The organism is Streptomyces sp. NBC_01622 (assembly GCF_045209635.1).
GTDB lineage: Bacteria > Actinomycetota > Actinomycetes > Streptomycetales > Streptomycetaceae > Streptomyces.
Genome location: NZ_CP109293.1, coordinates 11,023,173 through 11,036,886 on the forward strand (window position 1 = coordinate 11,023,173; position 13,714 = coordinate 11,036,886).

Below are 13,714 nucleotides of genomic sequence, written 5' to 3' on the forward strand. Positions count from 1 at the left end.
ACCTGCACGGGAAGGGAATTCGTCACATGGATCTTGAAGACGCCCGAGCGGTCGCCGTCGGAGTCGGCGGGGGCGAGGGGACGGTGGTCTGCATCGGGGAGACCATGGCCGCCCTGGCGCCCGCGCCGTCCGCGTCGCTGGAGAACGCCGACGACCTGCGGGTGTCGGTGGCCGGCGCGGAGTCGAATGTGGCCATGTACCTGGCGGACCTGGGCATCCCCGTGTCCTGGCTCTCGGCTGTGGGGGACGACGCGCTGGGCCGGCGGGTGCTGGCCGAGGTCGGCGCGGCGGGAGTCGACGTCGGCGGAGTGCGCCGCGACCCCGAGCGGCCCACCGGCCTGCTCGTGAAGGAGCCGACCGGCGACCGGACCCGCGTCCACTACTACCGCGGCAACTCCGCGGCCTCGGCCATGGGCCCCGACGTACTCGACGACGACCGGCTCAGGTCGGCCTCCGTCCTCCATCTCACGGGAGTGACCGCGGCACTGTCCCCGTCCTGCCGGAGCCTGGTGGCCACCGCGCTCGCCGTCCCGGCCGACGAACGGCCGTACGCCATCAGTTTCGACGTCAACCACCGTCCCGCGCTGTGGCCGCCCAACACGGCCGCCACCGTGCTGCGCGATCTGGCCGACCGGGCCGACATCACCTTCGTCGGGCTCGACGAGGCACAGGAACTCTGGGGCGCGGACCTCGAACCGGCCGACGTACGAAGGCTGTTGCCCCACCCGCGCCTCCTCGTCGTCAAGGACGGCGGGCACGCGGCAGTCGCCTTCGGCGCGGACGGCAGATGGACCGTGCCCGCGCTGGGCACGGACGTGGTGGAGCCGGTCGGCGCGGGCGACGCGTTCGCCGCCGGAGTGCTGACCGGCCTGCTGCGCGGCGGAGGCATGGAGCGCGCGCTGCGGCTGGGACACATCACGGCCGCGTCGGCACTGAAGGTGACGGCTGACCACGGCCCCTTGCCGGACAGCGCCCGGATCGAGCGGCTCCTCGCACTTCCGGCCGACGAATGGGCCGCAGGGGCAGGGCAGTTGGCCGTCCCGGTCAGGGATGCGGTACCGCGGTGACCGGGTTCGATCCGGGAGCGTCGGGGCTGGCGTTCATGTCACCGGGGGTGGGCGACACCGATGGGGGGCGCGCGGGCCCGACCGGCGTCCTGTGGTCCAGGTGCGTCGCCGCGAACAGGACGCCGACCACCGCGGCGGCCACGACCAGCAGCGCGAGGGCGGTACGGCGGACGGGCATGAGGGCCGTGAGACGGAACCGGGCCCGTGCGGTCGGCGGGACGGCGGGGCGCAGCGCGGACAGGTCGACGGAGTCGGCCCGGGCGCGCAGGGCGTCGCGCAGCCGCTGTTCGACGGAGTCCGGCGGGACACCGGAACCGAGGTCCTGTTCGATCATCGGGGAGCCTCCAACTCTCTGCGCAGGGCGACCAGCGCCCGGCTCGCCGTGGATTTGACCGCACCGCGGGACAGCCCCAGCGTGTCGGCGATCTGCGCCTCGCTGAGATGGGACCAGTACCGCAGGACCAGCACTTCGCGCTGCCGCCGGGTCAGCCGGTGCAGGGCGGCGATCACTTCCCCGTGCTCCTCGCGCAGCAGCACGGGTTCCTCGGCCGAGGGCGCGTGCCCCGCGCGTTCGGGGACATGGGCTCGTACGGTACGACGGCGGCGCAGGACCGAGCGCGAGGTGTTGACCACGCTCGTCCGCAGGTACGCGTCGGGGTTGTCCAGGCCGGTCAGCCGTTCCCCGTGGCGGCGGTAGAGCGCCGCGAAGACGTCCTGCACCACGTCCTCCGCCGTCGGGAGGTCGTCCACCAGGAGCAGGGCCAGCCGGACCAGTTCCAGGCGGCGGTGCGCGTAGAGCTCGTCGATGCCGGGTTCGCCGAAGTCGGCGGGGACGGCCGGCGGGGCCGACACCGTCGGGGGCCGGGCGCCCGGGGTCGACTCCCGCACCAGCCGCCGCACCGCCCGGCGGAGTGCGTCGGCCCAGGTGGGAGCCGGGGAACACAGGGGCCGGTACGTGCCCGTGGGCCCGCCGTGGGCCGGAGCGGCCAGGGTCGTCGCTGCCTTCATGGATCTCCCGGACATCATGGGTTTCGTACTCACCGCCCGGAACGACCGGACGGGCGGCGGAGCCGCCGGGCAGGGACCCGGCGGCTCCACCTCGGCACGGGCCACCGAACGGCCCGCGGCCGATCAGCGGCGCCCGGCCGCGTGGTCCTGCTCCGTCACCGCTCGGCGGGAGCGGGCTTGGCTTCCCGTGCGGCGTGGTCCGGGGTGGTGTCGTTCCCGCCGGGCACGGCGTCGACCGGGTCACCGCCGTCCGGGACCGGCACCGCGCAGTCGTTGCCGGGCACCGCGTCGACCGGGTCGCCGCTGCTGAACGTGTAGGACACCTGCTTGCCCTTGAACGTGGTGTCGTTCCCGCCCGGCACCGCGTCGACCGGCTCCGGCTCCGGGCACACGCCGGGGTGCGTCACCTGGCTGGGCACCGGCTTGGGGGCGGGTGCGGAGTTGTCGGCGTGGGCGGTGACCGAGCTGCCGATGGCGAGCGCGGCGGCGGCGCCGGTGACGCCCAGGGCGATCCGTACCCGGCCCGCGCGGAGGCTGCGGCGGGCGGTGTGACCTGCAGACATGTGATTCCTCGAATCGTCGATGGTGAATGGTCTGTCGGGCCGCCGCCACAGGTGGCTTCCCGTGGCGAAGGCCCTGGCTCGGAGGCGCCTCCACCCGGACAGACGTTCCGACCGCATCGAGGTTGCAGGTCGGAAGAATCTTTTCTACGACGAGTCCGCGTCGGCCCTACATGTCGAGGACGAGGTCCGTCCCGGGCCGGGCACAGCAGATGAGGACCTCACCGGCGGCCGGTGCTTCGAGCGGTTCGGGGGAGTAGGTGATCGTGCCGGACAGCAGGGGCGTCACGCAGGTGTGGCAGACGCCGGTGCGGCAGCTCCAGCGGGTGGGGACGTCGCAGGCGTCGGCGAGTTCGAGCACACTGCGCCTGCCGTCGTCGAACGGGACGGTGAGGCCGCTGCGCGCGAAGGTCACCGTCGGGCCGGTGCCGGGCGGTCCCGGGGGCTGGTGGGGTGATCGGGCGGACTGCCCGGTGAGGCCGGGGTTGATGGCGGTGAGTGCCCCGAACAGTTCGGTGTGGATGTACGCCGGGTCGATGCCGGCTTCGGTGAGGGCCTGCCGCATGTCGGCCATGAAGGGGGCGGGACCGCAGACATAGGCGGTCGCGTCGGCCGGGACGGACAGCGCGATCAGCCTGTCCTTCGTGAGGCGCCCCGGCGCGGCATGGGCACGCCGGCGTTCCTCGGGTGCGGCCGCGCTGTAGAAGACGTACTCGTGCGCGTGCGGCAGCGAGGCGAGCAGGTCGTGTGTCTCGGCCGCGAGGGGGTGTTCGCGGGGACCGCGGGCACCGTGGATCCACCAGACCTCCCGTTCGCTCTTCCGGACGGCGAGCGCGTGCAACATGGACAGCACCGGCGTCAGGCCGATACCGGCGGAGACCAGGAGCACCGGCGCGCTGCCTTCGGCGTACACGAACTCACCGCGGGGCGCGGCGACTTGGAGGTCCGCACCGGGCCGTAGCCGCGTGGTCAGATAGCCGCTGGCGGTGCCGTGGGGTTCGTGTTTGACGCTGATCCGGTAGCTGCCGGCGTCGGGCGCGGCGGAGAGTGAGTAGCTGCGCACCGGGGCGGGGCCGGTCGTGGTGGGGACGCGCAGTGTGAGGTACTGGCCCGCGCGGGCGGCCGGGAGCGGGGAGCCGTCCGGGTCGGCCAGCCGGATCGAGGTGACCGTCGTGCTCTCGGCGGTCACGTCCGTCACCCGCAGCGCGCGGAAACCGTCCCAGGCCGGACGGGCGGCGGGCCGCGCATCGTCGGCCTCGGCGAGCAGTTCGCGGAAGGATCCCTGCCAACCGGGGCTCAGCGCGGGCACGTCCAGGGCGAGCCGCAGCTTGGCGGGGTCGCGGCCCGGCAGGTAGAGCAGCGCGTCCGTCTCGGCCACGCTCAGCGCGCCCGGACCGGTCCTGGTCCGTACGATCCGGTCGCCGGCCTGCACATGCCCCTCGCGCACGACCCGCATGTAGAAGCCGGGGCGGTGATGGCTCACCAGCAGGGCGGCCAGCTCGGGTTCGCCGAAGCGCATACCGACCCGGTAGCAGGTGACGCGCGGCTGGGTGACCTCGAACTCGGCCTCGCCGATGCGGTACCGGTCGCCGATGCAGACCTCGTCGTCGCGCATGCCGTCCACGGTGAGGTTCTCGCCGAACTGGCCGTAGCCGAGGTCGGCGCGGCCGAAGTGCCGCTGCCAGTGCCGGTACGACTGGATCTGGTAGACGAGCACGGCCCGCTGCTCGCCGCCGTGACCGGCGGTGTCGCCCTGGCCGTCGCCGTCGATGTTGAGGCGGCGGACCATCGCCGGGCCCTGCACCGGGTACTTCCACACACCGGTGCGGACGGTCCTGCCCTCCCAAGGAGCGTCCTTCGGCATCCCGACATTCACCGACAGCAGGGTGGGCACGGGGAACTCCTTCCCACGGGGACGACCGGCACGGTCGCACCCGGGACGGCAGTCGTCTCCTCCCATACTGAGGGTGCGGTCGCCGCCGTGCGAGACCGCACCCCCAGTACGCGGCCTAGTTCGGTGCCGTGATCCGGAGCCTGATCGTGCGGGCTTCCGGGCGCAGCGCGAACGCGGGCCACACGTCAGGGCCGCAGGCCCGTGAGCCGAGGCCGTGCTGGGCGGCGTCGACGGTCAGGTGGCTCGACGTCGAACGCGGCAGTTCGAACGGGTGGCCGGACCGGGCGATCTCCTGCGGGGTGTGGCGGCTCAGCGTGAAGCCGGGACGGCGGCCCTGCGTGTCGGCCAGCGCCTCGACCCGCAGCGCTTCGGTGTCGCCGGTCGTCAGCGCCAGCCGGCGCACAGCGGAACGGTGTCCCGTTTCCTGGGGCCGCGCGTACTCGACCGAGAGGTCACGGATACCGGCGGCGAACCGGCCGGTGCGCGCCGCGCGCAGACTGTCGGGGTAGGACTCCAGCGGGCCCAGGCCGAACCACTGGGCGCCGTCGACGGGAGCCGTGCCGTCGGGCAGCTCGAAACGCACCCCGATGCGCGGCCACACCGTCCGCCAGCCGTGCGAGGGCTGGATCTCCACCCGCAGTTCCACCTCGCCGTCGCTCTCCCGCGACCAGACCGACTCCACCAGCACCGACAGCCGCGAGTCGGCGGCCGAGACCTTGTCGACCGTGCGCAGCGCGTCCACGGTCTGCTCCACGGACACCCGTCGCGAGGTCAGCCGGTCCAGTCCGTCGCGGAGCCACAGCTCGGCGTTGGACACCCCCGAGACGCTCGCGTCGCTCTCCTCGACCTCGCCCCACGCACCCTTGTCGTTGTCGGTCGGCGCGCGGAACAGCTCCAACCGGGGCCCCGATACGGCACGTTCGCCGAGGCGCACGAGGGATCCGCCGACGAACTCGGCGATACCGAGCGTGAGTGTTCCGTCGCCGGGCCGCCAGCCGGTGCGGGGCCGGACACCGGGCACCGGACGGCGAACCGAGCGGTCCAGCTGGGCAGTTGCCACCACATGACCCTCGGACGCCCACGCCGTGTCGCGCGCCAGCTCCGCGTCGATCGTCAGCCAGGTCTCGGCGTCCGGTGACACCGCGACGGGCGGCAGCGACACCCACCCCGAGTCGCCCGCCTCCACACGGGGGACTTCCAACTCCCCCGAATCCATCGGCACTCCGTCATGTTCGACGCGCCAGCGGAACCGCAGGTCGGACGTGTCGGCCGTATGCCGCAGATTGGTGATCGCGACCTTGTCGCCGTCGAACGCGAAGTCCACCGGCGCCACGACGGCCTTGAACTCGTGCAGGCTGGGCGTCGGACTGCCGTCGCTCAACACCATGCCGTCCATCACGAAGTTGCCGTCGTGGATGACCTCACCGAAGTCACCGCCGTACGCGTAGTACGGCGTCCCGTCCGGGGCCGTGGCCAGGATGCCGTGGTCGCGCCACTCCCAGACGAAGCCGCCGTGCAGACGCGGGTGTTCGTGCACCAGCGCCTCGTACTGGTCGAACGCGCCAGGCCCGTTGCCCATCGCGTGCGCGTACTCGCACAGCAGGAACGGCTTGGTGCGCTGCCGGGCGCCCTGCGCGGGTGTGCAGTTGAGCAGCGGGGCGCGCGAGCCGTCGGTGCCGATCTGCTCGGTCTCCAGCACGGACGCGTACATACGGGAGTAGACGTCGGTGTACTCGCCGGTGTAGTCGCCCTCGTAGTGCACCGGGCGTTCGGCGTCGCGGGCGTGGACCCACGCCGACATGGCGGCGAGGTTGCTGCCGGTGCCCGCCTCGTTGCCGAGCGACCAGATCACGATGCTGGGGTGGTTCTTGTCGCGCTCGACGGTGCGCTCGACACGGTCGAGATACGCCTCGCGCCAGGCCGGGTCGTCGCTGGGGTTGCCGGTCCAGCCGACCTTGTCGAAGCCGTGCGTCTCCAGGTCGCATTCCAGGATCACCCAGAACCCGAGCTCGTCGGCGAGGTCCAGCAGCCGGGGATGCGGCGGGTAGTGGCTGGTGCGGATCGCGTTGACGTTGAACCGCTTCATGAGGCCGAGGTCCTCGCGGGCGTGCGCCTCGTCGAAGACCCGGCCGCGCTCCGGATGCGTCTCGTGCCGGTTCACGCCGTGGAACACGACCCGGCGCCCGTTGACCAGGAACTGGTCCCCGCGGATCTCGACCGTACGGAAGCCCACGCGCAGGGTGACGGTCTCCGCGGCCGTCGACACGGTGGCGTCGTAGAGGCGTGGCTGTTCGGCGGACCACGGCTCCACGGAGGCGATGTCGACGGGTGTCACGTCTGCCGGCGTCGCCCAGACCTGCTCCACGCCCAGTTCGGGGATGCGCAGGGTGACCGGGAACGCCGTGGCGTCGGCGGTGATCTCCGCCTCGACCCGGCCGTGCCCGTCGTCGAAACCGGTCCGCAGCCAGACGTCCTCGATGCCCCCGGCCGGCCGGGTGACCAGGGTGACATCGCGGAAGATGCCCGGCAGCCACCACTGGTCCTGGTCCTCGACATAACTGGCCGCCGACCACTGGTGCACCCGCACGGCGACCACGTTCTCGCCGGGCCGCACCGCGGACGTCACATCGAACTCATGGGCCAGCCGACTGCCGCTCGCGCCGCCGACCTCCACCCCGTTGACCCACACCCGGAACAGCGACTCGACACCGTCGAAGCGCAGCACGATCCGCTCCGCGTCCGACCAGTCGGCGGGCACGTCGAAGGTACGGCGGTAGTCGCCGGTCGGGTTCTCGTCCGGGACGTACGGCGGGTCGATCGGGAACGGGAACTGGATGTTGGTGTAGATCGGGCGGCCGTACGCGCCATCACCCTCCAGCACCCAGTGCGCGGGCACGAGGATGCTGTCCCAGCCGTGGTCGTCGAAGCCGTCGGCCGTGAAGTCCTCCGCCGCCGACGCCGTGGGGGACAGGCGGAAACGCCAGGACCCGTTCAGGGAAAGGGACATCGCGTCGGAGTGCAGCCACGAGCGCGCCGGGCGCAGGGCACCACGACCGGGTGCGAGGTCGGAAACATGGGGGGAGAACTCGGGGAGCAAGAGGTCACAACGCTTTCATGAGAGCAGAGCGGGGCGTATTGCATTCGATCATGGCGGTCTACCGGAGTACGACGGTGTGGATCTCCCACGGACCGAGGTCGAGTTCGAGCGCGTCGGCGACCGGGGTGCGGGAGAGCGGCCGGCCCAGCAGATCGACGGTCGTCACCTCGGTGAAGGACCCCGTCAGGCGAACCGTGGACGGGGTGTCGCGCATCGCGGTCAACCGCACCTCGGTGCCGGCGCCTTGAGCGTGGTCGCCGCCGACACGGCGGACGGCCGACACGAGGACGTCCTTCCCGTCGACCCGCAACCCGGTGGTGTCCGGCGGCAGTTGACGCCCGGCGGGCCCGGTTCCGCGAGTCACCAGGACGTCGTTACGGAACTCCTCGGAGAGTGCCACCGCGTGTGCACCACGCCAGCCGGACGCCGAGGGCACGACGCCGAACCGGTTCTCGATCCGCATCCCGAGATCCTGCGCACCGGGTACCGGGATCTCGCTCGCCGCCGGTTCGTCGCGCAGGGGATGGATGTTGACACTGATCGAGCCGATCGCGCGCAGCAGTGTGATCGCGAGTTCGGAGCCGTCGCCGACGAGTTCGTACTCGCTGGAGTGGTCGAGCAGGACGGTGGCGGCGCCCGCCGACACGAACGAACCGGCCGGGAAGGTCGGGAGCGGATACTCGCCCCAGCCGCCCTCGGCGGTCAACCCGCGCTCGGTGACGGCGAATTGCCCGGCGGACGCGGACGTGGTCACCGGCTCGGGCAGCGGCACATGGAAACGCAGCCGGTGATCGGCGGACTGGTTCAGGAAGGACGTGGAGACCCGCACGAACGACTCACCCACACGCACTTCCACCAGCGTCTCCACCGGCGTGGACACAGTCCGGTCGGCGCGGACATCGCGGTCGGCGGAGAGCGCGGCGGGCCACTCGTAGACCCGCGTGACACTCAACCGCGAGCGCAGCGGGCCGGTTTCGAGCACCTCGACGGTGATCTCCGTGGGCTCCGGGACGAGGACGTCCTGCGCCGGGGGAGCGTAGTTGTAGCTGTCGCCCCGGTCACCGCCGTCGACCAGGCGTCCCACGCCGTACAGCACGGTGCCGTCGGGCCCGGTGATGTCCAGGGCGCCGTCGGCGGCGACCATGACCTCGACCAGGCCGTTGGAGAGGGTGCGGTCCGTCGCCGTGGCGGGGACGGACGCGGTCGAAGCGGTGGTTTCGCTCGGCTCGACCCGGAAGCTCGCCAGCCCGGAGGCGGGAACGTGCACGGGTACGAGCGCGGTGGCCCGGGCCTCCTCCAGCGTCAGCACCCGCCACTCACCGGGATGTGCCGCGGCTGCCGCGGCGACCTCGCGGCGCAGGATCAGCAGGTCGAAGGGGCCGCTCGTCGGTACCTCGGCGAGGTGGAAGACGAGTTCGCCGGCGGTGAGTTCGTAGTGGTCGATCAGCCGGCCGAACAGTTCGCGGCGGTGGATACGGCGCAGCACGCGCTCCAACTGCGAGGCGTCCATGTGCTCGTCGCTGAGGACCGTCGGCGCCTGGGAGATCATCTGCACCGGGGCCGTCGAGCCGTCGGCGGCGGTCGCGAGGAGCGCGGTTCCCTCGGGCGGGGCCACGACGTCCACCTCGACCAGCGCCGTACGGTCGAAGGGCAGCGGGTTGGCGACCAGATGGCCGTCGCTCGGCACCAGGGCGGCGGGCTCGGCGAGCGCGGCGTTCCGTACGGCACGGGCTGTCTGCGCGGCTTCGGCGAGGCGGGCGGCGACCTGGTCGCACGTCTCGTCGGTGCCGGAGCCGACGACCGAGTCGTGCGCGGTCGACTCGATGATCTTGTGCCAGGCGAGGCGGAGGAACGGAGAGTCGTCGCGCCGGGACCACAGCGCGTTCATGCGCTCGGCGTGGTCGATCGTGCGCTCGGCGAGCGCCATCCGCTGCTTGAGCCCGAGCCGCACCGACAGCACGCCCGGCAGGATGTTGCCGCGCACATGGCTGCGCAGTTCACCCGTGACGACGGCGGACACTTCGTCACGGACGTGCTTGCGGAGGTACTCGTCGAGCGTGGCGACGGTGATGGCACGCCCCTCGCCGGAGGCCTTCCGCAGCCAGGACGCGAGTTGGGGGTCGGGCGCGTTGTGGTCGGTGCCGGCCATCGCCAACACCGGGTCGCCGCCCCACCGTTCGGCCGTCATCTCCGCGTAGTCGCCCAGCGCGCGGCCGATCTGCTCCGGGACCAGCAGGACGTCGAGGCCGTTGTCGTAGCCGTCGAAGAGGAACTCGGTACGGACCTGGGAGCCGTCCGGCGCACGCCAGTTGAAGGCGTGGCCGTCGACGGAGCCGGGCACCCCGCGCCACAGCGCCGCGTGTTCGATGCCGGCCCGCGCCAGGATCTGCGGCATCTGCGCGATGTGGCCGAACATGTCCGGCAGATAGCCGACCGGCATCGCGCCGCCCAGTCCTTCGGCGGCGGCCCAGCCCATTTGGAGGTTGCGGACGATGGTCTCGCCGGAGCAGAGGAACTCGTCGAGCAGGATCAGCCACGGCCCGATGGCGAGCCGGCCCTCGCGGACCAGGGCGGCGACACGGTCGCGGTTCTCCGGCCGCATCTCCAAGTAGTCCTCGATCGCCGCCAGTTGACCGTCGACGGTGAACCGGAATTCCGGGTCCGTCTCCGCCGTCTCCAGCACGGTGTCGAGGGCGGCGACGAGCCGGTGCCGGAATACCTGGAAGGGCTCGTACCACTCCCGGTCCCAGTGGAAATGGGGCACGAAGACAGCGGAGTCGCTCATGACGGGTGGCACCTTCTGTGCGGGGGCGGTCACTTGAGGGAACCGGCGGCGAGTCCGGTGCGCCAGAACCGCTGGAGCAGGATGAACAGGATGATCACCGGCACGATCGACACCAGCGAGCCGGTGATCACCGACTCCTGGAGGAGCGGGGCGCGGGCGGTCTGGCCGTTCCACTCGTAGAGGCCGAGCGTGATCGGGAAGAGGGACTCCTTCTGCAGCATCACCATCGGCAGGAAGAAGTTGTTCCAGATGGCGACGAACTGGAACAGGAAGATCGTCACCAGCGACGGTGTCATCAGCTTGAAGGCCACCGAGAAGAACGTGCGGAACTCACCGGCGCCGTCCAGCCGCGCCGACTCCAACAGCTCCTGCGGGACGGCCGCGTTGGCGAAGATCCGGGCGAGATAGACGCCGAACGGGCTCACGATGCTCGGCAGGAACACCGCGAAGTACGTGTTGACGATCCCGGTCGCCGAGAACAGCAGGAACAGCGGGAGGGCGAGCGCGGTGGTGGGGACGAGGACGCCGCCGAGGATGACGCAGAACAGGAACTCCCGCCCGCGGAACTGGAACTTGGCGAGCGCGTAGCCGCACAGCGCGGAGATCAGCGTCCCCACGACCGCGCCGAACACCGCGTAGATCACGGTGTTGACGATCCACTTGCCGAAGATGCCGTCGCTGCGGCTGAACAGGACGCGCAGGTTCTCGAACAGGTTGAAGTGCGAGAACGTCAGGCCGTTGGTGGCGGCGAGGTCGCCCTGCGGCTTGGTGGCCGCGACGATCAGGAAGTAGATCGGCAGCAGGAAGTAGATCGCCAGAAGGAGCATCAGGGCCATGGAGGCCGTACGGCTGACCTGGCTCTCACGGTTCACGGTTTGCTTGCTCACAGGCCGGCCCTCTTCGAGGTCAGTCGCATGAACCCGAAGCTCAGGACGAAGGTGATGACGGCGATGACCACGGAGATCGCCGCGGCCTGCTGGTAGTTGTTCCCGGAGGCCACCGCGTACGCCAGCATGTTCGGCGTGAACGTGCTGGAGATGTTCGAGGAGATCTGCCGCAGCACGGCCGGCTCGGCGTAGAGCTGGAGCGTGCCGATGATCGAGAACACCGTCGTGAGGATGATCGACGGGGCGATGATCGGAACCTTGATCTGCCAGGCGATGGTCCAGTTGCTCGCGCCGTCCAGCTTGGCGGCCTCGTACAGCTCCTGCGGGATCGACTGCAGCGCCGAGAACATGATCAGCATGTTGTAGCCGGTCCACAGCCACGTCGAGATGTTCGCCGCCGACCACAGCACCGCTCCCGGCCCGAGGAAGTCGGGCTTGAGTCCGATGCCGTTCAACAGGTCCACGACGGGGCTCAGTTGGGGCGAGTAGAGGTACGACCACATGATCGCGGCGATGACACCGGGTACCGCGTACGGCATGAACGCGGTGATGCGGAACACCGACTTGAGCCGCAACAGGGGAGTGTCGAGCAGCAGCGCGATCACCAGGGCGACGAACAGCATCACCGGCACCTGCACGATGCCGAAGAGTCCGATGCGGCCGACGCTGGACCAGAACTCGTCGTTCTGGAAGACCTTCGTGTACTGCTCGAAACCGCCGAACGTCGTGTACGAGGTGCCGTACTGCCCGCCGGTGCGGCGCACGACGCGGACGCTCTGCCAGAGCGCGTAGCCGACCGGCACCAGGTAGAAGAGCACGAACGGGAGGAAGAAGGGGATCACGAACGCGAAGATGGTGCCCGCCCGGGGGCCGCCGCCGTTGAGACGGCGACGGCCCCCGGGTGACGCCACCCGACGCGTCGCGCGGGTCGCGATGTCGGTCATCGTGCGGTCACTTGCCCGCCGCTGCCGGGATCGCCTGATCCTTCATCGACTTCAGCGCGGCTGCCTGCGCGGCCGACAGGGCGTCGGAGAGCGTGCCGCTCCCGGCCGCCGCCTTGGCCATCGCGTCCTGCAGCGCCAGGTTCACCGTCTTCTGGGTCGGGCCCCAGGCGAAACTGGTGTTGATCTTCTTGGACGAGTCGGCGAAGACGTCGAAGATCTTCTCGTTGTTGTAGTACGGAACTCCCTTGGACAGCGCGGGGAGTTGGAGCCCGGCGTTGGCCGCCGGGTACAGGCCGCCCAGCTGGTTCTCCAGCGCGAGGGCCTCCGGGTCGGTGTTGAGCCAGGTGTTGAACTCGACCGACTCGTAGAGGTGCTTGCTGCCCTTCATGAACGCGACGGTGGAGCCGCCCCAGTCACCGGAGGCGCCGTCCGAACCCCACGTCGGCATCGGGACGATCGTCCACTTGCCGGCCTGCTTGGGGAGGTTGTCGCGGAACATGCTGTAGCCCCAGGCGGCGCCGACGTAGCTGGCGATCTGGTCCTTCTGGTACGCCGCGTACATCTGCGTCGAACCATTGGCGAGGTCGGTGCGCACGAACTTGCCGGCGATCAGCTTCTGCCAGTAGTCGGCGACCTGCTTGCTCTGGTCGGAGGCGACCGTGACCTGCCACTTGTTGCCGGAGTAGCTGTACATCTGGGCGTTGTTCTGCCAGAGGAGCCCGTTGAACCACTCGGCGTTGTTCGGGTCGAAGAACGTGATGTCGAGCTTCGAGTCCGCCTTGTGCAGCTTCGCCGCGGCGGCCGCGTACTCGTCCCAGGTCGTGGGGATCGCGATGTTGTACTTCTTGAAGATGTCGCTGCGGACGTAGAGGGCCATCGGGCCGGTGTCCTGCGGCAGGGCGAACACGCCGGTGTTGCCGAAGCTGGTCTGCGACCAGGTCCACGGCACGAACTTCGACTTGGCCGCCGTGGCCGCGGAGCAGGCCGACGCGTCCACGAAGGCGCTCTGGGTGCGGAGGTTGGGGAGTTCGTCGTAGCCGACCTGGGAGAGGTCGGGGGCCTTGCCCGCCTTGAGGGCGTTGCTGAGGATGCCGTACTGGTCGTTGGATATGTTCTTCGTCTCGACCTGGATGTTCGGGTTCTTCTTGTTCCACAGGGCGACGACCTTGTCCATGCCCGGAACAGTGTTCCAGTACTGGAGGGTCACCTTGCCCTTCGCGGGCGCGCAGGAGGTCGCGGATGTCTTGGCCGACGGCGAGGATGACGAGCATCCGGCGAGTACGGCGACACTGGCGGCCACGGCGACGACGGCGAGGCGGAAGCGAGTGACTTTGCTGCTCATAGTTTCCGTTCCAGACAACGACTAGCGGCGGTGCTAGGCGGCTCGATGCTGATCCCTCGGGCGGGATGCCTGCTGGAGTGGGTACACCATTTGTGGCGGTCTGCGGTCTCCCCGTGAGCGCTCCCGTGAG

Annotated in this window: 10 protein-coding genes; 1 reads left to right on the forward strand and 9 read right to left on the reverse strand. The window is 70.5% G+C overall.

All coding sequences use genetic code 11. The annotated features are described in order from the left end of the window. Positions 1 to 26 precede the first annotated feature (26 nt). Positions 27 to 1,067, forward strand: a complete 1,041-nt coding sequence (locus tag OH768_RS50925; RefSeq protein ID WP_406464216.1) for a sugar kinase — start codon at positions 27 to 29, stop codon at positions 1,065 to 1,067. Here the strand turns inward: OH768_RS50925 and OH768_RS50930 are convergent. The 9 genes from OH768_RS50930 to OH768_RS50970 all read right to left on the reverse strand — a co-directional run bounded on the left by OH768_RS50930 (position 1,045) and on the right by OH768_RS50970 (position 13,584). Further along, on the reverse strand, positions 1,045 to 1,401 hold the full coding sequence (locus OH768_RS50930; protein ID WP_406464218.1) for a hypothetical protein: 357 nt from the start codon (positions 1,399 to 1,401) through the stop codon (positions 1,045 to 1,047). The genes OH768_RS50925 and OH768_RS50930 overlap by 23 nt on opposite strands. Then, the gene (locus tag OH768_RS50935; protein ID WP_406464220.1) at positions 1,398 to 2,075 is read right to left on the reverse strand and encodes a SigE family RNA polymerase sigma factor; all 678 of its coding nucleotides are present in this window, start codon (positions 2,073 to 2,075) and stop codon (positions 1,398 to 1,400) included. The genes OH768_RS50930 and OH768_RS50935 overlap by 4 nt, the downstream gene beginning before the upstream one ends. Before the next feature lie 155 nt (positions 2,076 to 2,230). Then, positions 2,231 to 2,638 (reverse strand): hypothetical protein, encoded by a 408-nt coding sequence (locus OH768_RS50940; protein ID WP_406464222.1) that lies wholly within the window; start codon positions 2,636 to 2,638, stop codon positions 2,231 to 2,233. 166 nt (positions 2,639 to 2,804) lie between these two features. Next, positions 2,805 to 4,529, reverse strand: coding sequence for an MOSC domain-containing protein (locus tag OH768_RS50945; protein WP_406464224.1), 1,725 nt, complete (start codon positions 4,527 to 4,529; stop codon positions 2,805 to 2,807). A gap of 115 nt (positions 4,530 to 4,644) precedes the next feature. Beyond that, a complete protein-coding gene (locus OH768_RS50950; RefSeq protein ID WP_406464226.1) occupies positions 4,645 to 7,626 on the reverse strand; it encodes a glycoside hydrolase family 2 TIM barrel-domain containing protein in 2,982 nt (993 codons plus the stop codon). Between the two features lie 58 nt (positions 7,627 to 7,684). After that, complete coding sequence (locus OH768_RS50955; protein WP_406464228.1) at positions 7,685 to 10,411, reverse strand: alpha-mannosidase; 2,727 nt, start codon at positions 10,409 to 10,411, stop codon at positions 7,685 to 7,687. A 29-nt stretch (positions 10,412 to 10,440) separates the two neighbouring features. Next, on the reverse strand, positions 10,441 to 11,247 hold the full coding sequence (locus OH768_RS50960) for a carbohydrate ABC transporter permease (RefSeq protein WP_406465774.1): 807 nt from the start codon (positions 11,245 to 11,247) through the stop codon (positions 10,441 to 10,443). A gap of 47 nt (positions 11,248 to 11,294) precedes the next feature. After that, positions 11,295 to 12,242 (reverse strand): carbohydrate ABC transporter permease, encoded by a 948-nt coding sequence (locus OH768_RS50965; RefSeq protein WP_406464230.1) that lies wholly within the window; start codon positions 12,240 to 12,242, stop codon positions 11,295 to 11,297. A gap of 7 nt (positions 12,243 to 12,249) precedes the next feature. Then, positions 12,250 to 13,584 (reverse strand): ABC transporter substrate-binding protein, encoded by a 1,335-nt coding sequence (locus OH768_RS50970; protein ID WP_406464232.1) that lies wholly within the window; start codon positions 13,582 to 13,584, stop codon positions 12,250 to 12,252. Positions 13,585 to 13,714 lie beyond the last annotated feature (130 nt).